11 protein-coding genes and 1 pseudogene are annotated in these 24,027 nt (G+C 70.4%); 5 read left to right on the top strand and 7 right to left on the bottom strand.

What is annotated here, in order from left to right; genetic code table 11:
* Positions 1-31 precede the first annotated feature (31 nt).
* The 7 genes from pglX to ACIQVD_RS28630 form a co-directional block, all read right to left on the bottom strand.
* Positions 32-3,622, bottom strand: coding sequence for a BREX-2 system adenine-specific DNA-methyltransferase PglX (gene pglX, locus ACIQVD_RS28660; protein WP_402292132.1), 3,591 nt, complete (start codon positions 3,620-3,622; stop codon positions 32-34).
* Entirely contained in the window at positions 3,619-8,292 is a 4,674-nt protein-coding gene (gene pglW / locus ACIQVD_RS28655) for a BREX system serine/threonine kinase PglW (protein WP_402292206.1), read from the bottom strand. The genes pglX and pglW overlap by 4 nt, the downstream gene beginning before the upstream one ends.
* Positions 8,293-8,456: 164 nt before the next feature.
* Entirely contained in the window at positions 8,457-9,494 is a 1,038-nt protein-coding gene (locus ACIQVD_RS28650; RefSeq protein ID WP_402292131.1) for a CBS domain-containing protein, read from the bottom strand.
* Positions 9,491-11,311, bottom strand: coding sequence for a DUF262 domain-containing protein (locus ACIQVD_RS28645; protein ID WP_402292130.1), 1,821 nt, complete (start codon positions 11,309-11,311; stop codon positions 9,491-9,493). The genes ACIQVD_RS28650 and ACIQVD_RS28645 overlap by 4 nt, the downstream gene beginning before the upstream one ends.
* Positions 11,312-11,407: 96 nt before the next feature.
* The gene (locus ACIQVD_RS28640) at positions 11,408-13,309 is read right to left on the bottom strand and encodes a DNA/RNA helicase domain-containing protein (protein ID WP_402292129.1); all 1,902 of its coding nucleotides are present in this window, start codon (positions 13,307-13,309) and stop codon (positions 11,408-11,410) included.
* Between the two features lie 759 nt (positions 13,310-14,068).
* Positions 14,069-16,297: a SpoIIE family protein phosphatase gene (locus tag ACIQVD_RS28635; RefSeq protein WP_400690643.1), complete on the bottom strand. Its 2,229-nt coding sequence runs from the start codon at positions 16,295-16,297 to the stop codon at positions 14,069-14,071.
* A gap of 64 nt (positions 16,298-16,361) precedes the next feature.
* Entirely contained in the window at positions 16,362-16,760 is a 399-nt protein-coding gene (locus tag ACIQVD_RS28630) for an STAS domain-containing protein (protein WP_400690646.1), read from the bottom strand.
* A gap of 262 nt (positions 16,761-17,022) precedes the next feature.
* Between ACIQVD_RS28630 and ACIQVD_RS28625 the strand changes: the two genes are divergently transcribed.
* The 5 genes and pseudogenes from ACIQVD_RS28625 to ACIQVD_RS28605 all read left to right on the top strand — a co-directional run.
* Positions 17,023-21,192: a SpoIIE family protein phosphatase gene (locus ACIQVD_RS28625; RefSeq protein ID WP_402292128.1), complete on the top strand. Its 4,170-nt coding sequence runs from the start codon at positions 17,023-17,025 to the stop codon at positions 21,190-21,192.
* Entirely contained in the window at positions 21,192-21,482 is a 291-nt protein-coding gene (locus ACIQVD_RS28620; protein WP_400690652.1) for an STAS domain-containing protein, read from the top strand. The genes ACIQVD_RS28625 and ACIQVD_RS28620 overlap by 1 nt, the downstream gene beginning before the upstream one ends.
* Positions 21,483-21,612: 130 nt before the next feature.
* Positions 21,613-22,506, top strand: coding sequence for an MEDS domain-containing protein (locus ACIQVD_RS28615; protein ID WP_400690655.1), 894 nt, complete (start codon positions 21,613-21,615; stop codon positions 22,504-22,506).
* Entirely contained in the window at positions 22,503-23,477 is a 975-nt protein-coding gene (locus ACIQVD_RS28610; RefSeq protein ID WP_400690658.1) for an anti-sigma factor RsbA family regulatory protein, read from the top strand. The genes ACIQVD_RS28615 and ACIQVD_RS28610 overlap by 4 nt, the downstream gene beginning before the upstream one ends.
* Before the next feature lie 202 nt (positions 23,478-23,679).
* A pseudogene (locus ACIQVD_RS28605) lies at positions 23,680-23,929 on the top strand (transposase); the annotation flags it as partial.
* Positions 23,930-24,027: the final 98 nt, after the last annotated feature.

Here is a 24,027-nt window from a genome sequence, read left to right as displayed (position 1 = left end):
GTAGCACAGCGTGGCAGTGCTGGTTTTCTGTTTACTTCTTGGCGGGGCGGCCGCCACCGCGGCGAGTGGGGGCTGCGGGACGCCAGGCGCGGAGGTCGTCGTCGGTCAGGCCGTGCTCGCCCTGGATCTGCGAGCGGTAGCCGGCGAAGAAGTCGGCGGGGGAGCCGCCGTACATCGCGTCGAACTCGTCGTGCCACTGGGTCAGCCAGGGCTGGAGCTCCAGCAGGCCTGCGAGAAGAGGGGTCAACTCCTCGGTGGAGAAGTGGTTGTTGGTGAAGTACGTGGTGAGGGCCTGTGCCTGCTCGCGATGGTCCCAGCCGGCCCAACCGTAGAGGTCGGGAGTTCCGGAAGTGGCCGTCGAGTAAGAGATGAACCGCTCCTTGGGTACGTCGAGCTTGCCCCGGGCTTTCCAGTAGGACGGCTTGAGGAAGTCGGCCGAGGTGTACTTCGGCGGGACGGGGATCGAGTCCCGGATCTTCCGCTTGGCTGGTTCGTCCGGGGCAGCGTCCTCCTGGCGCTGGAGGTCCCACACCTGTTCCCAGTCCGCGCGCTTCTTCAGCCCGGAGGGCTTGTAGCGCAGAGAGGAGAGGAACGGCACATGCTCATCGGCGAGTAGGTTGGTGACGACGGCCGCGAGCTCATTTCGGGGAGCGTAGAGTCCTGCAACGGAGACGAAGGCCTCGTCGCGGGAGAGTGCATCGATGAGCTGAGCTCCGGTGAGGAGGGCGGGCTGGTAATCCTGGAACCAGTGCTCGCGGCGCTCGATGCGGTCAAGCAGCCAGGAGCGTAGGGCCTTAGCCTGGAGTGCGTCCCAGCCCTCTGTCGCCCAGCGACGCTTGTATTCGGGCCGCTCGATCATGCCGATAGCGCGGGAGGTTGCGATGGCCTCCATGCGTTTCTCCACGACGGCCTTGTAGGTGTCGGACCAGTGGGACGGGAACTCAACGATGGCCGTAGAGCCATGCCGCTTGAACCATTCGTCGGAAGCATGCCCCACAGCGACTCTGCGAGCTAGCGCGATCTCGAATGCTCGCTCGCCCAGTGCTAGTTCAGGGACATAATCCTCGGGTGCGCGCAGATCGGTGGGGTGAAGGCCGTAGAGAGAATAGACCTGCCAATCCAGCTCTTCTTGGAGCGCGATCATGCGAGAACGGATCGTGTTCCATTTAATCTTCGCCTCGCGCGCCGACGTGGCAGTCAGGGCGCGCGCATTGGCGCCGATCAGCGATTCTGGACGGGCGGCAGCGAGCTCTTGGGCAAGTGAGTCGAGTGCAGTAGCAAGAGCAATGGGATAGTCGGTAGGGAGAGGGAAGCGCTCCACATTGGAGCCATTGAACTGATAGAAACGTTCCCAATCGTCGCTCGTGAAGCCTCCGCCCTCTCCACGAATACCCTTGTCGTGGCAGTTTAGCTTTAGCCATAGGCAAGCTGTCGAACTGTTAAGTAGTCCAACCAGTTGTAGATGTTCCTCCCTGCTAGATCCTTCTCGCAGCTTGATCACTGGCGCGGTCTGTTTGAGTACGTTACTGCCGCGATTCAGTACGAAATGGTTATGTGTAGAAACCTCTGCGAATGCAATTAGATGCTTCGCGTTGAGTCGGCCCTCTTTGTGAAATGTGTAGCTTGACCACGGTAGACCGCGCTGCTCCTTTGTTTGAGAGAAGTAGAGACTGTTCCGTAGTACCTGGCGACCTGGCCACAAGGGGCCTGATTCCAGGCGATTTCGGTCAATCTCGTTTGTGCCAACCGGAAATATGGCGTACGCACTGGGCTCGCCATACCAGTCTCGAATTTGGTCACCTTCAACAAAGGGTCGCACTCGTACCGCATGTGCAGGGAGCCAGGTTGCCGACGGGGATTCAAAAACGAACATGTCATCTTCGCCGGTGACCGCGGCGACTCCGACTGATTCTGATACCTCCTTGATGGTGGCAGGCGCATGTTCAGCCATCTGTTCAACCATCTCGAGGCCGCCGTCCGCCATGATCCACGGGTGGCTCCCGAAAAATCGTGACCTCTGTAGATCTTCCACGGAAACCCATTGGCTTACCGACCCGCGCTTGTCGATCTGGCTCACGATGGCACGCCAAACCAGCCCCTCTGCTGCATTCTTCGGAGCTGAAGGTTCCCCTTGGATGCTTCGCACGGTTCGGACTGTCTCTGACCGGCCGGTGGATCGGCGCCGTCCAACCAGAATGAGTGTCGGCGTGCCGTGCCCGGGAATATAGGAGCCGGAGGTATCGATGATTTCCGAAAGCTCGACCCTGTGTGCGAAGTAGTCCTTGATCAGCTTGCTCCCGAACTCTCGCTTCATGAATGAGTTCGCTGTGATTTGGCCGACCATGCCATACCCGCGCCCGTCCGTGCCCCCGGCCTTCGCCAGCTCGAAGAAGCGTTGAGCGAACGGAACCGAGAGCGCGTACTTTCCTGTGCAAGCGTCGTACAGCTCGCGGTAAAGTGAATTGAGCTGTTTGTCCTTGACCGTGATGTACGGCGGGTTACCCACCACCAAGTGGTAGCGCCCCTCCTCCAGGATGCCTGGGTGCTCGTGCACGTCCTCGGTCGCGTACGCGAACTCCGCGAGCTCGTCGCCTGACTCCTCACCCAGCAAGGTGAGTTCGAGCTGTCGGGCCTTGATCAGCGAGTCTCCCACGGCCAGGTGGATTGGCCAGTCATACTTCCCAGCCTCCGCCAGCGTGCGCACCTGCGCCGCCGCCATTGCCGCGACGAGTAGCCGGAAGCGCGCGATGGCGACTGCGAACGGGTTAATGTCGACGCCATGCACCGAGTCCAGTGCCGCCCGCACCCGCTCGTGCAAGTCGCGATGAGGCTGGCCCTCGCTCCACAGCCGTACCAGCCGCCGGAAGGCGCCCAGCACGAAGTGGCCTGACCCACACGTGGGGTCGATCATCTTTAGGTCCGCGTACCCGAACTCCCGCACTGCAGGGTCCATCGCCCGGTCGAGGATGAACTCCTCAACGAACTCAGGGGTCTGGAGCAGTGCGTACGTCTTCCGCGCCGCCTCTGACAGGTCCTGGTACAGGTCGCCAAGGAAGCGAGTGTCCCACCCCTCTGTACCGTCCTCGTTCAGCAGGTCGGTGAAGTCGTGGACTAGGACGCCCGCCTCGTCCCGCTCACGCCAGAACTCGACCAGCTCCCGCGCGCCGTCATGCGAGAGCGGGATCTGGTACAGCGGGTTGTGGCGCCGGTCGAACAGCAGCTTCCCGGCCTGTCCGGTGCCCAGCTCTGCGAACGAGCGCTCCAGCCAGCCGCGGTACGTCGGGTCGGCGTCCTCATCGACGTACGCTGCGTACCGCTCCAGGGCGAGGTCGCGCTGCTCGTCCGACGGACCGGTCAAGTACGGCTCGGGGATCAGCTGGTTGTCCTCGCAGAACCGCACGAACACCGTGCCCAGCACCCACGCGACCGCCACCTGCGTGATGCGCTCGTCGAGCCACGAAGTCCACGTCGCCGCCGTACGTCCGAGCTTGCGCGCCCGGTCGTACTCACCGCGCAGCCGTACCCGGACCTCCTCGACGGCCTTGGCTTGCGCGCCGAGGTCCGCTTCGACCGCCTTGACCTGCTTGATGAGGTCAGCCAACAGCGCCTTGCGGTCGATCACTTCGCCACTTCTCCCATCTCGCCGGCTCGGTGGGCGTTGTTGACCCACGAGTCCGGAAGTTCGATCCATTCCCCGAGCCCCGCCTGGTACGGGACGGCCACCGTCCCAAGACGGGGGTCGCGCGCCGGGTCGCTCTGCGGGCAGAGCAGCCACAGCGGCCGGCCGCCGTTGCGGGAGCGCCCTGCCAGCCGGTCGAGCACGCCCATGGCGTCGTACCGCGCGAACACTCCGCCGTCGACCAGCAGGACAGGCCGCCCAGGGGTGCTCGCCGTCACCAGCTCGCCGATCCTCGGTTCGACCGCGCCCCAGGCCGTCTGTGCGTACTCGGCGAACTTCATCGCCGCTGTGGTCCCCGGCTCGGCCGCGTCGGCGCGCAGAATGGTTGCCCAGGTCGGCTTCGGTCGGGCGTCCACCAGCTCGTGCAGGGCAGCGATCAGCAGCTCAGCCACCGACACCGTCTCGGCGCCGAACCTGCTTCCCTCGCCGCCTAGTTCGCGCACTGCCTCCCGCGCGAGACCGGTCCGTACCGTCAGCGCGCGGAAGCCGTCGCGGCGCGCCGACGAGGCGAGCCGCTCCTCCGCCTGGACGGCGCCCGCCAGCAGCGGGTCGTCCGCGTAGCGGGTGACGTGCGCGGTGCGCGTCGCTTGGCGACCGGCGCCCGAGCTGAGGTAGCTGGAGCCGCTTTCCGCCCGGCGCGGCAGGTAGCGCGGGGTCCGGGTGTCTTCGCGCATCCCGAGGACCAGGTCGAAGCCGGCCTCCCGGAGGGCCGCCGTCAGTCGTCCGCCGGTGGGCAACGAGTAGCCGCCGCGCTCGTCCAGCAGCTCCGGGAAGCGGGCGCGGATGCGCTCGTGCACGTCCTCGGCCGTGAGACCGGGCTGCCGCGCCTCCGGCACGCCGGGTGTGATCCGAACCAGGCCCGCCTGGGTCAGGCGCAGCGCCCGTACCAGCGAAAGATCGCGCGGGTAGATCTCAAGGCGAGGAGTCGCGGCCGCGTTGCGGGAGGCCGCGGCGGCCACCTCCACCAGCCGTCGCTCGTCCCACTCCACCACGCCGTTCGGTGGGGTGACGGCGCCCAGCTCGGCCAGGACCGTCGCTGCGGTCGGCAGCGTGTCGAGCCTCGCCAGCCGGTCGGCGACCTTGCCGAGCCGTTGCGCGTAGTCCAGCAGACCCGGTGCGGACGGGGTCGCGGGGTCGTCATCCTCGCCGACCTCCAACGCCAGCAGGCCGGCGCCCATGCCTTCGTCGGCCGCGTCACGGTTGGCGACGTGCCGGAACTCGCTCGTCTCCGGGTCGAGTTGTTCGATCTCCAGCACCGCTCGCACCGCCGCCAGGGCGAGCGCCCGGCGCTGCTCGCGCCCCTGGAGCCAGGTGCCGCGCCGGACGGCGAGGGCGTCCGCGATCTCGGCGGCCGACGCGACCCGGCCCAGCGACCGCAGCAGCTCCAGGACCTCCTCGCGTAGGACCTGCACCGCTGGCTGCTTGCGCCAGCGGGTGCGCTGCGTCTTCAGCATCTGCGGGATGCGGCCGGCCGTCAGACCGAGGGCGTCCGCAACGTCCTTCTGCTTCGGCCACACGCCGATCTCGGGGAGGACGCCGCTCTCGTTCGGAAGGCGCAGCAGCAGCCGCACCATCTCGACCTCGTTGCGGTTGAGGTCGTTCTTCTTCAGCTCCGGTACGAAGACGGTCGCCAGGGTATCCAGGCTGACGGCGCGCAGGCTGTGACCCGGCACGTTGGCCGCGCCGCCGTCCGAGACCATGGCGTTCACGACCGCGGTCTCCGCCGCCGTCAGCTCCTCCAGCTCCGCCTTCGCGGCTTTGCGGCCCTCGGGGGTGAGCGGGCCGGCGGATTGCTCGGACAGGAGGCGCCGCCAGCCCTTGATCCGGCTCAGCACCTCCTTGCGCGTCTTGGCCCCCAGGCCGGGTGCGTTGACGAGCTGACGCTGGCTCAGGTCAAGCAGCTCGCCGACCGTGTGGACACCGAGCCCGAACACGAAAGACTGCGCTGCCAAGCTGAGCCCGGACGCCGAGATCGCTGTCTCCCGGGTCGCCGCAGCGGCCAGACGGTCTCGTTCCAGTTCGGCGTTCTCCGGCTCGGCGTCCGCGATCACCGGCGGGGTGGCGTGGGCCTGCGTGCCCTCGGCAGCTACCGATTCGGCGCTCCCGGAGTCAAGAGCCGCCCCGGGCTTGCTTCGCCGGGAGCTCGGAGTGGCGTCCAGCTCCAGGAAGATCTTCTTCCAGGCGTCCCGCATCGGCTTCAGATCGGTGAAACGCTGGGACGCATCCCGGTGCAGAGCCTTGCGGAAGAACGCAGTCAGGCCCTGCTGGATCGCCGGATCGAAGGCTTCGACCGCGATCGTCGGGTACGGCTCCTTCGTCGGGTCGGTCTGACGCGGGGAGACCCGACCGCCTCCCCACACCGGCAGCTCGCCCGAGGCCATCTCGTGCAGGGTCGCCGCGACGGCGTACCGCTCGGCGTGCGCGTCGTACACCGAGCGCGTGATCGTGCCGATGAACGGGTCGAGGTAGCCGTCGGTGCCGGCCGTGGTGTCCTGCACGCGCAGGCCCGCCAGCGAGAAGTCGATCAGTACCAGCTCGCGCGTGCGGTTGGGGCGGATGCGGATCGCGATGTTGTCCGGCTTGATGTCCCGGTGCCAGACGCCCTCGCCCTCCAGGAAGTCGACCGCGCCGAAGAGGTAGTCGCCGTACGCCTCCAGCTGGTCGACCGAGAGACGGCCCTGCTCGCGCAGCTGCCGGGCGACGGTCTCCTCGCGGCGCCGACTTCGCGCACCGGGCGCTGCGGCCTCCTCGATCTCGCGCTCATCGCCGACGTACTCCAGGACGAGCACTGCGCGCCCGCCGATGCGCACCGGCTCGGGCTCGACGAGGCGGATGATCCGGGAGTCAGGACGCAGCCGGCCCATCACCTCCGCCTCATGGGCGAGCACCTCGCCACGACTGTCGCTCAGCGCGACCTTCAGCACCGCGAAGGCCTTCGACCGGCGTCCGCTCGGGTCGGCTGCCAGGTCGCGGACGAGGAAGGCCCGGCTGGTGGAACCGGTGCCCAGGCGACGTCGGACTTCCCAGCGCCCGCTCAGTACGTCGCCCGCGACCGCTTCGAGCGGGTCCTTCTCGGGCCGTTCGGCGGCAGGTTCGAGCGGCTGGGCACCCTCGGCGGGCGGGGGAGCGGTCAGGCTCTCCTCGACGAACTCCAGCATCTCCAGGAACTCGTCCACCGAGGCGAGCCGCTGAGCGGGCAGGTAGGCCGTCGAGGCCTGGACCAGGTCGTCGATGTCCTCGGACAGGCCGTCCACCACCGCGCTGGGACGCAGACCCTCGCCCGCTTCCAACCGTGCGACCAGCTCGGCCTGGCTCGCGGCCGGGGCCTGGAGGGTCGCGAGCAGGTAGGTGAGCACACCGAGCCCGTACACGTCCAAGGTGATCGGGTCGGCGTTGAGAGCGGTCAGCTCGGGCGAGAGGTACGGATCGGCCGCCTCCGCCAGGTGCGCGCCGGCCTGTGAGAGGGCGGTCGGCGCATGCCGTGCACCGCCCTGGGAGCTGTCCCCGGACGGACGGTGCACGGCGATCTGCCAGTCGGAGATCTGCAGGTGGGGGTTGAGCCAGCCCGCGTCCTCGCCTTCCGCGCCCGCAGCACGGCTACGGCCGCGCGGGACCACGTGGATGGCCCGGGCCGCCAGCGTGCGGTGGAAGATGCGATTGCTGTGCGCGGAGCGCATCGTCTCGGCGAGCTGCCGCACCAATGACATTCGGGTGAGGATGTCGAGCTTCGGGCCGTACTGCACCAGGTACTCGTCCAGCCGCAGCGTCCGTGGGTCGTAATCGAAGATCAGGGCCGGGCCGGCCGAGTGCCCCGAGGAGTCGTACTGGCGCAGCTGCACCACCCCGGGGTGACGGAACCGCCGCAACACCGCTGCCTCGCGCAGAGCAGCCCGCTCGACCGAGGCACGCAGGCCGGAGTCCGAGCCTCGCTCCCGCAGGTAGATGCGAACCCGCGCGACCTCCGACAGTTCGTCGTGTCGGGCCAGGTAGTCGGCCCAGGTCGGGCCGGAGTCGAACGACTTCCGCTGCAGGAGGTACGGGCCGACCTTGTACTCGGCATCACTGCGCGCGATCCCGACGCGTTCCAGCGCCGCCTTGATCTCGCGGGACGACGGTGCATCGATGCGCCGCCGCTCCTCCCGCGGAGGGCGGCGCAGCATCTCCAGCAGTTGGTCGACCGTGTACACGCCGTGCTGGTCGGCGGCCGCCAGCCGCAGCCGCAGGGAGGCGTCCGTGAAGCACACAGCCTCCGACACCCAGACCCGCTTGCCGTGATGCGCGAGGAGTCCGGCCAGCTCCTTGGCCTTCTTGTTCGCCAGGTGCAGAGGGTTACCGTGGGTGATCTGGCGTCCGCTCGGCTGGGTCTGGAGCCAGGTGCCGTTGCGGGACTCGACGCTACCGTGCCAGTCCTTCAGCTCGATCAGGTGCACGCCGCCCGGGGCGACGACCAGCAAGTCGACCTCCCGGACGTGACCGGTGTTGGCAGTGAACGTGAAGTTCGACCAGGCACGCCACGGATCGGAGTCCGACAGCTTCTCGCGGATAGCCTCCAGGCCGCGGCGCTCGTGTTGGAACTCCGAGTCGGTGACCGTCACCCACCGGCCGTCCCGCATGTGCCGCCCCGCTTCTCGTCGCGTTCTGTTGCCACTGCTCAGCAGACAGATCAACACCCCAGATGGTAGCCGGTGCAGGTGGTGTGCGGAGGAGGCGTGTGAAATTCGAACAGGGTGGACATCGGGACACTCGTGGGTGCAGCCAGACTGCCGGGAGCGGCGGCTCAGGAGGCGAAGTCACGCAGCAGCTTGGTGAAGGCAACCAGCTCCTCGATCATCTCCGCAGGCAGGGGTTTCGCATCGAAGTGGGCGATCCGGTTGCGGATGTCCTTCACCCGCTCCAGGTGACGGACGAACTGGGTGCGGTCCATGGCGGTCCAGCCGAGCGCGGCCCAGTTCGCGTCGGCGTTGGCAGCCATGACCGGCTTGGACTGGGTCCCGTCCAGAAGGCGAAGGTAGTCGCCGAACATCAGATCGGTCACCAGGCCCGACCGCTGGTCCGCCTTCTTGTTGGTCTGCACCGCCCGGATCGCCTCCTGATCGAGAGCTGCGCCGAGGCACCTGCGCAGCAAGGACTCGATCTCACCAACCAGGAAGAAGGGGCGCGCCGCGCCCTCGAAGCGCTCGGTGACGTCCGCCGCCGTCACCAGACCTGACAGGCAACCGTCGTCGCCGCGCACCAGAAGGTAGCCGTGCTCCTTGATCACGGGTAGGCAGCTGAAGAACTCCTGACGGGCGTCCGCCACCGGAAGGGAGTCCTTCTGCATCGCATTCTCGAGCGTCGGCGACTTACCCGTCTCGTACATCCGTGCCAGCGAGCTCCAGGTCACGACACCGTGCAGCGCCGCCATGCCGGTAATGACCGGGATATGGGCGAGCCCCTTGGTGCGCATCAAGTAGGTCGCCTGCGACACCGTGCCGTTGAGGTTGACTGTCGTGACGCCGCGGCGGGCAGCCTCGAGCTCACCGATCTGGATCCGCCGCGGAAGGATGTGTGAGGGCAGCGGATCCTCGTCGTCTTCCTCCTCGGCATCCTTTTCGGGCACGACCGCGGCCAAGGCCACTACGTCGACGTAGTCATGCTGGTGGCAGACGGCGAAGTCCGGGACGGTAGCCAGCCCGACGTCCGCCAAGGCCCGGGAGATCATGTACACGGTCTGGTGGTTGCGGACCCGGACCCCGAAGAGTGTGAGGATCTGCTCCACGGGGACCCGGGAGTCCTTGAGCACCAGGATCTCCTGGTCAGACGGGGTGCTGGTCATCGCGGGCCGTCACCGTCCACCAGCCCGCGGAGCGCGGTCCGCTTGCCCATGGCTGTCTGGACCAGATCCACCAACTGCTTGGAACGGTCGATGTAGAAGCGCTCGTAGTCGTTGTTGCGCAACGCGTCCGGGTCGATGAGGTGGGTGGCGATCACGTCGTCGAACCACTCCGGCCGCATGTCCGACGCCGCGACCAGCGAGGGCAGATAGGTGGCAGGCGGCCCCGTCATCGCCTGGGAGGCGCGGTACGAGAGCGGCGTCTTGTTCACGATCGAGTTGGTCGGATACGTCTGCCCGCGGGTCTTGCTGACCCAACCCTTGGGAAAGATCTGCCGGACGTACACGCTGTGCTCGTCCAACCGCTTGGGGCTGAGCGGAGCACCCGTGAAGTGCCAGTCCACTGCGCCTTGCTTGATCAGCAGGGCGTAGATCCCCTTGTAGGCGGCACTGTTGCGGGTGGTGAGGGTGTCCAGGCGCTCCGCGAAGAAATAGGAGTCGGCGATCGTGTCGGGGACGTCCCCCGCCCCGCGAATCCAGGCAATGAGCTGTTCGACGTCACGGGTGAAGCGGGTCTCCGTGGATCCGCCGTACATCTCGCCCAGTACCCCGCACCAGTACCACTGGGTGATCATCTCCTCGGCCGCGAGGCCCTCGGTCTCTGCGCCGAGGATGGCACGGACTGCGGCGAGCGGGACGAGCTGAGTCCGGTAGGGCAGGTCGGTCCCGCGCACGATGCACTGCTGCTGCAGGAAATCTCCGACCCAGTCGAACGCCTTCGCCAGCAGGGGGGCGAGCCGGTCGAAGTCGGCGAGCGGAAGCTCGAGGAGGTCGCGCCGCTTGCACGAGACCGCGGTGCCTGGCCGCGACTGCTTGCGTTCCCAGGTGCGTACCAGGGCGACGGCCTGCAGGAAGTCGCTGCTGCTCAGGCCGTCTTCGAGGCCTTGGTCCAACCGGCCGAACACCGGGAACCGGGTGGCCAGGTCGTGCTTGATGGTCTGCCAGATGACGGGGAGCTGGTAGTAGTCTCCACCGCTCTTCTCGGTGTAGGCCCGGTCCCCGGCGTAGGTAGCGGTGAGCAGCTCGAAAACGTTCAGCGGGACGCCGCCCGTGTTGACCCGCTCGAAGACTGCGCAGACAGCGTCCATCGAGGTCGACGCGGCCAGCCGGATCATCGGCACCTGGAAGGTCCGCACCTGGTCCAGCACCCGCTGCTCGAACTGGCTCCACAGATCCCAGTTCCGGTCCTCGTCCGCCTTGACGAATGCCTTCTGCCAGGTGTTCACGCGCTTGGCGTCGAAGACGAAGTGCAGCGGGAAGAGACCGGCGGCGCACTCGTTCTCGGTGGTCTGAAGGTCCAGGACGACCGTCCGGGCGAAGTCGGTGCGCAGAACCTTGTTCTCGGGCACGGAGACGATCGCCTCGTCCCGGTCCGCGGAGGACCCGACAGCCTTGGCGATATCGACGTAGTACCAGCGCTTGATCGCTTTGCCTCGCGCGTCGACCGTCTCGACCGGCGCGTCGAGGTACAGGGCCTGGAAGAGCGAGGTGAGTCGCTGCTGGCCGTCAAGCAGGAGAAGGCTCGGTACCTTGTCCTCGACCAAGCTGGCACCAGTGAGCGTGCGGGCCCGGAACGGGGAGTGGCCGCCAGTCTCGAGCGTCATGACGACGCCGAGCGGATAGTCGAGCGTCACCGTGGCGATGATGGCCCGGATCCGGTCGTCGTCCCACTTCCACTCACGCTGGAAGTCGGGAAGTTGCAGCGTGCCTGAGGCGACGTCCGCGAGGACGTCCTTGAGCTTCGGACTGTCGAGCGCCACCCGGTCTGTTCCCCACCCTAGAAGCCAACGTGTGCCAGAGTAATTCGATCAACGAGGTCACGTCGGCGTCAACCCAGTTGCCTTGCACCGGAATGATCAGACAGTCGCATCAGTCTTCTGGCGAGCTGTCTGAGCCATTTGTGGGCGTACCAGCTCGCGCAGCTTGGCGCGGGTCTCCGAGTCCGTGGAGTACACGACGGTGCCGATCATGCCGCGGGTGAGCAGGACCTTGTAGGTGTTGCGGATCAGGCGGTTGATGTCGGCGTCGCTGGTGGACTTGCGGAAGACCGGATCCTTGGAGGCCGTCCGGTCGGGGACCCAGTGGTCGGTGCGCCAGACCAGGTCCGGGCCGAGGATGACGCCGCTCCAGTCGTACTCGAAGCCCTGGGCGGTGTACACGCAGCCGACCTGGCCGAAGCCTGCCGGGTCGGTGGCCCACAGCGCGGCCGGCGGGGCGCCCGCGATCGAGCGGTCGCCGTAGACGTTCCACGGGCGGGCCCAGTCGCCGATCCGCACGTCGAGGGGGAGCGGATCGCCCGGGGCGACCTTGGTGGTCCACTTCCAGCAGTACCCGGCCGACATCCGGGCGCCGTAGCCCTCCGCGCGCCGGGCGTCGAGGAACGCCTCCAACTCCTCGGGAGCGTCCACGACTTCGAGGGCGACCTTGCCGTCGGGCTCCCAGCCGACCGGGCCGCCGGGCTCCAGACCCAGCAGGCGCACCACCCAGCGCAGGTAGGCGTCGCTGCCGCCGCAGCGGAACTGGCTGTCCAGCTCGACCACCTCGCACTCCAGACCCTTCACCGCGGCAGCGGCCCTGATCTGCGCCACGGTGCCCATCTCGCCCGGCCGGACCACCTGGTGCTCGTCCAGCAGGAACACCGGCACCCGGGCGGCGTCGATCAGCTCCTCGATCTGGGGCTTGCCGGTGCGTTGGGCGGCCCGGGTGTAGCGGTTCGCCGAGGTCTCCCTGATCCGGTGCGCCTCGTCGCAGATCAGCACGTCGAACTCGTTGCGCTCGGCGGTCATGAAGCTGTTGAAGTACTTGAACAGCTCCTGCACCTGGCGCTTGCGCGCCCCGGCCACCCGGCGCATCGTGGTGGTGAACGAACTGGACCCGGTCGCGTGGAAGGCCGTCACTCCGCGCCGGTACAGATCGCCCAGCAGGGACAGCGCGATCACGCTCTTCCCGGTGCCCGGGCCGCCGGTGATGACGACCACCTGCTTGTGATCGGACTGCTGCGCCCGGCGCACCGCCCGCAGCACCAGCTCGTAGGCGATCCGCTGCTCGTCCAGCAGGACGAACTGCTCGCGCTCGCGCACCTCGTCGGCGGCGGCCTTCATCAACTGCCGGGACGGAGCGATCTTGCCCGCGAGCAGCAGATCCGCGGCCTCCGCGCCGGGGACCGGCTTCAGCTTCGAGCGCAGGTACTCGACGAACTCCCCGCGCCGTTCGCGGGTGAAGAGCCGGCCGCGCTCGTCCTGCGGCACCTCGTACAGGCCCTGAACGCCGAACTCCGTCGCGTTGTGCAGGAACGCCACCCCGGAGATCCGCTCGGGGTGCTCGGCGAGCGCCCCGTTGAAGGAGATCAGGTAGTCGCAGTAGCCGCGGACCTGCTCGATCGGGTTCAGCACCGGCCGCGTGTAGGCATCGATCCGGCACAGCAACGGCTCGCCGTCCTCCGGGAGCGCGCTGCTCCACTGCTTGAGCTCGACCACCACGTACGACGGCTCGCCCGTGACCGGGTGAACGCCGGCCAGCACGGCGTCGGCCCGCTTGCTGTTCAGCGGGAGGGAGTACTCGAGGAGCACCTCGACCGCGCCGAGTCCGGCGTCCAGGAGGGCGTTGGTCAGCTCGGGGATGCTCATCTCCCAGGAGCGCACCTCGGACGGGCCGGGCTTGTGGCCGTGCTGGTGGACGAACTGGTCGATGAGGCGCACGAACAGTGATCCGGCCAGCCTCTCGGCGGCGACCGCGGACGCGGAGTCGCGGAACAGCAAGACATGCTCCCAGGCAGCACGAAGTGACTCGTGCGGGTGGGGGCATGTCCCTGGAGGGAAGCCCGGCGGGCCGCGCTGATGACTGGGCCAAACCTACAACGGGCGGTCTGAGCGCGTGCCCGAACACTTGAGCTTCCATCGGCCCATGGTGGCCGGGGGCGGGTGATGGCCACGACAGCTGTGACGGAGTGGGAGAACCGGAGACGCGCGGGGACCACGCGTCGTCTATCGCCGTCTCCGAGGTGGCTTTCGGTGAACGGACAGCGCGGGCTGTCTACGCTCTGACGTGCGGTGACGGCCATCGCCGGGCGACTGGGGGTCAAGGGGTCGCAGGTTCAAATCCTGTCGTCCCGACAGTGATGTCGGTGGTGAGAGCCGGTACTTGGGAGACCAAGTGCTGGCTCTTTCTGTTGCCGCGTCAGGTGGTGGTCGCCGGGCCGGTCGTCGGTGCGCGGGGTGCGGTGGCGGCCGGTGGGGGGAGGGGCGGGGGTGCGCACGGTGACTGCCTCGGAAGGGGCCGGGTGCGCGAGGGTCTGCCCTTGCCAGGGTGCTCCTGGGCTGCGACCACCGGTGGGAAAACGGTGTCCGACCTGGGACAGAGGGAGATCTGCGGCTGCCCGCTGTGCGGTGCTGGCCGGATGAGGCGGTCGTGGTGGGCGTCGGCCGGTGCGCGGACGAGGCGGACGAGGCGGGTGACCGCCCTCCAGTAGCTGATGACGGGGCGCCGGGGGTTCCGGCGCGGCAGGCGTCCGCCGTGCGTCACCCGTCGACGGACGCGGTGGCGGTGAGGACGAGGACGGCTTGGTCGTCGTCGGTGCCGCTGTCGCCGGTGAAGGCCCGGACCGCCTCGACGACCGTGGCCAGGACGGCCGGTGCCTCCCTGCTCGTGGCGGGGGCGAGGGCGTCGAGGAGGCGGTCCTCACCGAACTGCTCCCCGTCGCCGTTGCGGGCTTCGGTGATGCCGTCGGTGTAGAGGACCAGGCTCTGGCCGGAGTCGAGGTGGAGGCGGCGGGTCTCCAGCCGGGGGCGGGGCATGATGCCCAGGAGCAGGCCCTCGCTGTGGACGGGGTGCGTGCCCTCCGCGGTCAGCTGGAGGGGCAGGGTGTGGCCGGCCCTGATGAGTTCGATGTCCAACCCGGTGGCCGTGGGGACGAAGTGGCCGTAGACGAGGGTGACGAAGCCGGTGCCGTTCTGGTTGTGCCAGTCGGTCAGCGCGCGGTTGACCGCTTGCACGACGGCTTCCGGGTCGGCCAGCAGGGGGGCGACGGCGCGGGCGGTGTTGCGGACGAGGGCGGTGGTGGCGGCGGCCCGGGCGCCGCGTCCGCTGACGTCGCCGAGCATGAAGGCCCAGCGGTCCCCCTCCAGCGGGAAGACGTCGTAGAAGTCGCCGCCGACCTCCAGTCCCTCGCCGGCGGGGTGGTAGTGGGTGGCCACTTCGGCGCCCGGCAGATCCGGCAGGTCCGGCAGCAGGAGCCCGGCCTGGAGGTCCCGGGCGAGCGCGGCGCGCTGGGAGTACTGGAGGGCGTTGCGGGCCGCGGAGGCGGCGCGGCGGGCGAGTTCCTCCGCCAGGACGACCGTCCGTCCGTCGAAGGTGCGGCCGCCGGTGCTGAGGAGGGTCAGCGTTCCGAAGAGCCGGCCGCCGTCGGTGAGCGGGACGCACAGGTAGGCGGTGACGTCCAGTTCGGCCCAGGGGCCGGCTTCGGTGGGGGGTCGGCGGGCGACCTCGCTGAGGCCGGAGTCCAGGACGCGCGCGGCCGGGCCGTCCGTCGGGTCGGCCTGGCCGTGGGAGGCCAGCAGGTGCCGGGCGGGTTCGTCGGGAGCGGCCGTGGCGACGCGGCGGAGCCGGCCGGTTTCGAGGATGTCGACGGCGCTCAGCGGGGCCAGGTCGGGGACGCACAGGGTGGCCAGGCGCTTGAGGATCTCGGTGTGGTCGAGGTCGGCGCTCAGGGCGGTGCTGGCCTTGAGGAGGAACGCCAGGTCGTCCCGGGCCGCCTTCTCCCGCGCTTCGGCGGCCGAGCGGGCCTGCTCGACCTGGTGGCGTTCGATGGCCAGGGCCGCGGTGTCGGCGAACACGCCGGCCAGTGCGAGGTCGGCTTCGCTCGGGGTGCTCGGTGTGCGGTGGTACATGGCGAAGGTGCCCAGCAGGCGCCCGTCGCGGGCCAGGATGGGGGTGGACCAGCAGGCGGCGAGCCGGGCGCGTTCGGCCAGGTCGCGGAAGTCGTCCCAGTAGGGGTCGGTGGCGATGTCGGAGACGATGACCCGTCGGCGCCGGTGGGCGGCCGTCCCGCAGGAGCCCACGCCCTCACCGGTGGCGATGCCGTCGATCGCCCGGTTGTAGAAGGCCGGCAGGCTGGGGGCCGTGCCGTGGCGCAGGTGGCGGCCGTCCTCGTCCGCCAGGAGCACCGAGACGAGCACCCCCGGCGACAGTTCCTCGATCGCCCTCGCCATCCCCTCCAGGACCTCGGACAGGGGGGCCTGGCGGGCGATCTGCTCCAGGAGGACGCGGTGTTCGGCGGTCAGCCGTTGGGCGTGCTTGACCTGGGTGGTCTCCACCCCGATCATCCGCACTCCCGTGACGTTCCCCCCCTTGTCGCGCCGGGGTTCGTACGTGAAGTCGAAGAACGCCTCCCGGGCCCGCGCGCCGACGCCCAGCACGACCCGTACGTCACGGCCGGTGTGGGAGCGGCCGGTGCGGTACACGCGGTCGAGGAGCGCCAGGAACCCCTGCTCGGCGAGCTCGGGCATCAACTGGCCGATCGGCAGGCCGGTTTGCGGCCGGTCGGCCCGGCCGATGGCGGTGAAGAACGCCGGGTTCGCCGCCTCCAGGAGGTGCGCGGGGCCCGCCATCGAGGCGAACACCGCCGTCGACTCGCCGAACAGGGCCCGCAGGTCGGTCTCGGTGCTCGGGCCGCCGGCCGTCGCGGACGGGCGCATCCGGTCGGACATCCGGTCGGACATCCGGTCGGAGTGGAAGGGGGTCTCGGTCATCCTCTTCCTCCTCCCCGCTCTCCGGTGGCCGGGCTGGTGGGAGCGCGGCGCGCGCCTCCCGGCCTCATCGGGTCTCGCCGGCCGGGAGCGGCGCACCCGCCTCCGGCGAGGGGGCCAGGGCGTCGAGCGCGGAGTCCAGGGTGGGCCGGAAGGTGAAGAGCTGGTCGAGGCCGACGATGCGGAAGACACGCATCAGATCGCTGTTGGGACCGACCAGGACGAAGGGGGCACCGGTGTCCCGCGCCAGGTTGTAGGCGATGACGAAGGTGGTGATGCCGGTGGAGTCGCAGTAGGTGAGGCCGGAGAGGTCGATCACCACGGGGTTGTCCGGCCCGAAGGTCGCCTCTTCGACGAGTCGGGTCAGCTCCGGCGCGGTGTGCTGATCGAGTTCGCCGGCCGCGCGCAACACGTCCACCCCGGAGGGGTGCCGGAGCCTGGCGGCGGTAAAAGTACGATCGGACACCTTTTCTCCTGTGCGGGTAGCAGGGGGCTGCCTCCGTCGAACGGTACGGGACGGGCGGCACCCGACGACAACCGCGCCGCCCCCGACGGGCACCGCGCCGACCGGCCCGCCGGGACGAGCCGCTCCGCACCGGCCGGCGCAGCGCGGCGGGTGCTGCTGCCCTGCTGCTCCGTACGGTCCTTACCGACCACAAACGCGACTGATCTATCCTACGGAACGAGTCAAGGTCCCCTCCCGCTCCAGGCTCACGAAAGGGTGCTCAGTGACACGTGCGGACAAAGGCGGGAGTCCCGCGCCGTCGACGGCCGGGAACGAGGTCTTCGCGGTCGGCGGGAGCGTCGGCGCCGACCTGGCCCGGGTCGACTGGTCGGCCACGCCGCTCGGTGAGCCCGAGCACTGGCCGCAGAGCCTGCGCACCGCGGTGCGCATCCTGCTGTCGTCGAAGTTCTCCATGTGGATGGCCTGGGGCGAGGAGCTGACGTTCTTCTGCAACGACGCCTACCGGCGCGACACCCTCGGCCAGAAGTACCCGTGGGCCCTGGGTCGCCCCTCCGCCGAGGTGTGGGCGGAGATCTGGGGCGACATCGGCCCGCGCATCGACGCCGTCCTCACCACCGGGGAGGCGACCTGGGACGAGGGGCTGCTGCTGTTCCTGGAGCGCTCCGGCTACACCGAGGAGAGCTACCACACCTTCTCCTACAGCCCGCTCCACGACGACGACGGCACTCCCGTGGGCATGCTGTGCGTGGTCAGCGAGGACACCGAACGGGTCATCGGCGAACGCCGGATGGCCACCCTGCGCGACCTGGGCTCCGATCCCAGCGTGGTGCGGACCGAGCAGGAGATGCTCGACTTCGTCGCCGCCCAGCTCGGCCGCAACCCGTACGACCTGCCGTTCACCCTCACCTACCTCGCCGACGACGAGGGCGGGGCCCGGCTCGCCGCGGCCACGGGCATACCGGCGTCCCACCCGGTCGCCGCGCCCCGGCTCCGGGCGGGCACCGACCCGCTGTGGCCGGTGGCGGCCGTGGCCCACGGGGAGGGCGTCCTGGTCCCCCTGGACGGCGCGCCGTTCGCCGACCTGCCGGCCGGAGCCTGGGAGCAGCCGCCGGTGCAGGCCCTGGTGGTCCCCCTGCTGCAACAGGGCGGCGCGCCGTACGGGTTCATGGTGGCGGGCCTGAACCGCTACCGGGAACTCGACGACGGCTACCGCGGGTTCGTCGAGCTGGTGGCCGGGCACGTCGCCACCGGCGTCGCCAGTGCCCGCAGCTACCAGGCGCAGCAGCGGCGGGCCGAGGAGCTCGCCGAGCTGGACCGGGCCAAGACGACGTTCTTCTCCAACATCAGCCACGAGTTCCGCACCCCCCTGACCTTGATCATGGGGCCGGTCGAAGAGCTCCGGAACCGGCTCGCCGACGCGGACCCGTACGTGCGCGAGGAACTCGACGTCGTCCACCGCAACGGACTGCGCCTGGGCCGACTCGTCAACACCCTGCTCGACTTCTCCCGGATCGAAGCCGGCCGGATGCAGGCCAGCTACGCGCCCGTCGACCTCGCGGCGGTCACCCGGGAACTGGCCAGCGTGTTCCGCTCCGCCGTCGACCGGGCCGGCCTGGACTTCCACGTCGACTGCGCGGCGCTGCCCGAACCGGTGTACGTCGACCGGAGCATGTGGGAGAAGGTGATCCTCAACCTCCTCAGCAACGCGCTGAAGTTCACCTTCGACGGCTCGATCACGGTGGCGGTGGAGGCGCGGGACGGCGAGGCCGTGGTCACCGTCGCCGACACCGGGATCGGCGTACCGGACGAGGAGATGCCCCGGCTGTTCGAGCGGTTCCACCGCATCGAGAACGCCCGCTCCCGCTCCAACGAGGGCAGCGGAATCGGTCTGGCCCTGGTGCAGGAACTCGTCGGCCTGCACGGCGGCTCCATCACCGCGGCCTCCGTCGAGGGGGAGGGGACCCGCTTCACCATCCGCCTGCCGTTCGGGTCGGCGCACCTGCCCGCCGAGGCCCTCCTCCCGGGCGACGGGGTCCTTCCCGCCTCCGCCGCGGACCCCTACCTCCAGGAGGCCCTGCGCTGGCTGCCCGGCGAGCAGGGCGCCGCGCCGTCCGGACAGCCGGCCCCCGTCCTCCCGCAGACCGACGGCGACGCGCCCGCGAACGGCGCGGCGCTCCCGGCGCGGGTACTGGTCGCCGACGACAACGCCGACATGCGCGAGTACCTCGCCCGCCTGCTGCGCGGCGCCGGGTACCGGGTCGACGAAGTCCAGGACGGGTGGCAGGCGCTGGGCGCCGTCCGCGCCGACGCGCCCGACCTGGTGATCAGCGACGTCATGATGCCGGGCCTGGACGGTCTGGCCCTGGTCAGCGCGCTGCGCACCGACCCCCGCACCGCATCGGTCCCCGTGCTGCTGCTGTCGGCCCGCGCCGGACAGGAGGCCTCCATCGAAGGTCTCCAGGCAGGCGCGGACGACTACCTGGTCAAGCCGTTCGCCGCCGCCGAACTCCTCGCCCGGGTCCGCGCCAACATCGAGCTCTCCCGGCTGCGCAACCAGCACGCCCGCTGGCGCACCGCGCTGGTCGACTCCCTCCAGGAGGCCTTCTTCGTCTGCGACGAGGACGGCACCGTCGTCGAGATCAACGCCGCGTTCGCCGCCATCCTCGGCTACGGTCCCGAAGGACTGCCCTACCGGCCCGTGCACCCCTGGTGGCCCGACGCCACCACCGACCCCGAGGCGCACCGCCGGGTGACCGAGGCCTTCCAGAACCTGCTCGAACACAGCCGGGGCAGCTACACCATCCCCGTCACCCACCGGGACGGGCACCGGCTGTGGGCCACCGCCACCTTCAACCAGGTCCACGACCCCACCACCGGCCGCACCGCCATCGTCGGCACCTTCCGGGACGTGACCGCCGAGCACTACGCCATCCAGCGCGAAAGCGCCCTGGCGGCCCTGGGCACCTGCCTGTCGCGAGCCACCAGCGTGCCGGAAGCGGTGACCGGAGCCCTGGCCGAGCTGGGCAAGCTCTGGAACGCCCGCTACGCCGCGGCCGTCGTCTTCGACCAGGACGACCGGCCGACCCTCACCGCGACCGACGCCGACCTGACCTGGCAGCACCTGCCCGTCGAACAGCGCCGGACACTCACCGAACTGCGCCGGCAGCCCCTGCTCACCGCCACCGCCGGGCAGGGCGGCGCGGGCGTCACCCTGGAGCACCCCGAGGGACGACTGGTCCTGTGGCTCGACCTCGGCAGCCTCCGGCCCTTCACCGGCGAGGACCAGCTCCTGCTGTCCCTGCTGGCCAGCCACCTCGCCCAGGGCCTGGCCCGCGCGCACCAGATCGACCAGCAGCGCGAGACCGCCATCGCCCTGCAGCGCGCGATCCTCGGCCCCTCCCACCTCCCCGACGGCTTCGCCGTCCGCTACGAGCCCGCCACCCGGCCCCTGGAGGTCGGCGGCGACTGGTACGACACCGTCACCCTGCCGGACGGCCGCATCGGCATCGTCGTCGGCGACTGCGTCGGCCGCGGACTCGAAGCAGCCAGCGTCATGGGCCAGCTCCGCAGCGCCTGCCGCGCCCTGCTGCTGCAGGACGCCGACCCCGCACAGGTGCTGACGGCCCTGGACCAGTTCGCCGCCAGCGTGCCGGGCGCGGCCTGCACCACCGTCTTCTGCGGCGTCCTGGACCCGGAGACCGGCCACCTGACCTACTCCAGCGCCGGACACCCGCCGGGCATCCTCGTCCAACCCGACGGCACCACCCGGCTGCTGGAGGGCGGCCGCTCCCTGCCGCTGGCCGTGCGCCCGCGCAGGCCGCGCCCGGAGAGCACCTGCACCATCCCGCCCCGGTCCACCCTGCTGCTGTACACCGACGGTCTCGTCGAGCGCCGCCGCCGGCCCATCACCGCCGGCATCGGCCAGGCCGGCGAGGCACTCCAGGACGGCCGCAACACGGCCGTCGACGACCTCGCCACCGACGTCATGTCCCGCCTGGCGCCCGCCGACGGCTACGACGACGACGTCGCTCTGCTGCTGTACCGCCACCCCGCCCCGCTGGAGATGTCCTTCCCCGCCGAGTCCTCCCAGCTCGCCCCCGTGCGCAAGGCGCTGCGGGGCTGGCTCGCGCAGTGCGACCTGCCCCAGGCGACCGTGCAGAACATCCTCGTCGCCGCGGGCGAGGCGTGCGCCAACGCCATCGAGCACGGCCACCGCGACGCCCCCGGCGACACCGTCTACTTCCGGGCCGAAGCCTTCGTCGACAACCTGCACCTGACCATCGTCGACACCGGGCGCTGGAAGCCGCCCCAGCCCGAGCACAACACCCACCGAGGACGCGGCATGGGCTTGATGCGCGCCCTGATGCAGCACGTCAGCGTCAACCCCGGACCAGCCGGAACCACCGTCGACATGCACACGAGGATCGCCTGATGACCACGCCCCTGACCCTCACGCCCAGCCGGCGGCCCGACGGCACGGCCGTGCTCACCGCCGTCGGCGAGATCGACATGAGCAACACCGCCGACCTGACGGACGCGCTCGACAGCATCCAGGGCCCCCTCGTCCTCGACCTCAGCGCCGTCGAGTACCTCGACAGCGCCGGCCTGAGCGTGCTCTTCCGCCACGCCGACCGGATCGAGCTCGTCGCCAACCCCCTCCTGGACCCGATCCTGGCCATCTCCGGCCTGGCCGACGTCACCGCCGCCGACAGCGGTCCGTGAACCTGCCGTCCGGAGCCCCGGCCGGTACCGGCCGGGGCTTGACGAGCCGACGATAGACTGGCGCGGGCACGCCACTGGGCCATCGGACCAGGGCGGCCCCAGGAGGGGCGGTACAGGCCGTGTGGTCGAGGTGACGAAGCGCATCATCGAGGATCGCCAGGTCCGGGACATGGGGCAGGGCGACCACCTGTGCCTGGCGTTCGACGACGACGAGGAACAGCGCCGCGTGGTCACCGCCTACCTGCGCGACGGGCTGGAGCGCGGCGAGCGGGTGGTGTACTACGCCGACCAGTGCACCCCCCGGCAGGTGCTGGACTGGTTGCGCGAGGCGGGGACCGACCCCGGTGAGGCCCTGTCCGACGGGCGGCTCCAGGTCACCACGGCCGGCGCCGGCTACCTGGCAGCCGGCCCCTTCGACCCCGACGCGATGGTCGCCGCGCTGAACCGGGAGGTCGCGGACGCCCTGGCGGCCGGCTACACCGGCTTCCGGGTGAGCGGCGAGATGGGCTGGGCCCTGCGCGGCGTACCGGGCGCCGAGCGGCTCGCCGAGTACGAGCGGAAGGTCGACGCCGTGTTCGCCGCAGGGCGTGCGTCGGCGATCTGCCAGTACGACGCCCGGCGGTTCGACGCGGCAGCCCTGCACGCCTTCGGGCGGGCCCACCCCGGCATGGTGGAAGCCGTTCCGCTGCACAGCAGCTCGACGCTGCGGCTGGTGCCGTCCTTCCACCGGGGCCGGCGCTCGCTGCGGGTGGAGGGCGACGTGGACTTCCACTCCGCCGAAGCGCTCGCCGCCGCCCTCCGGACCGCCGAGGGCTGGCCCGGCGACATCACCGTGGACACCGGGAACCTGCACTTCCTCGACCTCGCCGGGATACGGGCCCTGGTGCGCACCGCCGAACGGCTCTCCCCGGGACGGCGACTGCACGTCGTCGACCTCGATCCGATGCTGCAGCACGTGATCAGCGTGGTCGGCTGGGACCAGGAGCCGGCGCTGGCCGTCACCGCGCGGGAGACGGCCGGATGACCGCGACCGCGAGCTCGCGCGGCCCCCGCCCCGAGCAGGGGGGACGCCTGACGCACCAGGCGCTGGTCTACGGCAGCGACGAGGAGTTCCTCGCCGCCGCGGTGCCGTTCTGCCGCGACGGGCTCGACCGGGGGGACGCCGTCCTCGCGGTGACCACCGGCGCCAACATCTCGCTGCTGCGCCGGGCCCTGGACGGCGACGCCGCCCGGGTGGAGCTCATCGACGCACTCGACTGGTACAGGGCGCCGGGACGCACGCTGGGGGCCTACCACCGTTACGTCGACCGGCGCACCGCCGACGGCGCGCACCGGCAGGTGCGGGTGATCGGCGAGCCGGTGTGGCACGGCCGGGACCCGCTGGAGAAGGCCGAGTGGACCCGCTACGAAGCAGTGATCAACGCCGCCTTCGCCAGTTGTCCGGCGTGGATCGTCTGCCCCTACGACACCCGGGTGCTGCCCCGCGACGTGGTGGACGACGCCCGCCGCACCCACCCGGAGACGGTGACCGGTCGGGCCGCGCACCCGAGCGGTCGATACGCCGCTCCCGACGCCGCGGACGCTCCCTGGGCGCGGCGGCTGTCCGCGGTGGTCGCCGAGGGCGAGCGGGCGGTGATGCGGTTCGGTGACGATCCGGCTTCCGCGCGGGCCTTCGTCACGGAGCGGGCCGCCTCCTTGGGGCTGGACGACAGGGGCGCGCGGCGCCTCGTGTTCGCGGTCAACGAGATCGTCACCAACGCCGTCCAGCACGGGGGCGGTGGGCAGCTGACCCTGTGCCGTTCCGGTCACCGCGTCGTGTGCGACGTCACCGGTCCCTCCCGGGGGAGCGTCGACTGGTACCTGGGTTATCTGCCTCCCGATCCCCGGCAGCCGCGCGGGCACGCCCTGTGGGTGGTGCGCCAACTGTGCGACCTGGTGGAGATCGACTCCGGTCCGGAGCTGACCACCGTCCGCCTGCACCTGAGCCCGTCCTGACGGGAGCCGAGGGGCCACAGGCCCCCGTCCTGCCGTCCCGACCGTGAAGTCGGTCGGGGGAGGCGGCACTCGGGACATCACCTGTCGGTTCTTCCCGTCGCCCGGTCAACCGGCGGGCGGGGGGTGGTGGCAGGGCCGCACGGGCCGGTCCCCGGCGGGGTCGTCGGTGCGAGGGGCGCGGTTGGCGCCACGGCCCGTGCGGCCGGTCGGCCGGGACCGGCCGGGCGGCGGGCACCACCTGCTCACCGACCGGCACGGCACCCCGCCCGCCGTCGCCCTGACCGGCGGGAACCGGCACGACGCCGCCCGGCTCCCGCCGTCGCTGGACGCGGCCCCACCGGTCCGGGGCCCGCGCGGACGACCGCGCCGACGCCCCCGCGGGCTCTGCGCCGACCGCGGCTGCGACCACGGCAAGTGCCGACGGCTGCTTCGCCGCCGCGGCACCGCCCCGGGGACCGCCCGCTCCACCTCGCCCGCCTCCGGCGCGGCCTCCACCGCCGCCACCGTCCGGCGGCGGGACGGGTGGGGCGGGGCCGGATCTGCGCGGCTG

Source organism: Kitasatospora sp. NPDC090308 (genome assembly GCF_044769485.1).
GTDB classification, from domain to species: Bacteria; Actinomycetota; Actinomycetes; order Streptomycetales; family Streptomycetaceae; genus Kitasatospora; species Kitasatospora fiedleri.
This window is presented reverse-complemented; position numbering and strand designations above follow the sequence as displayed.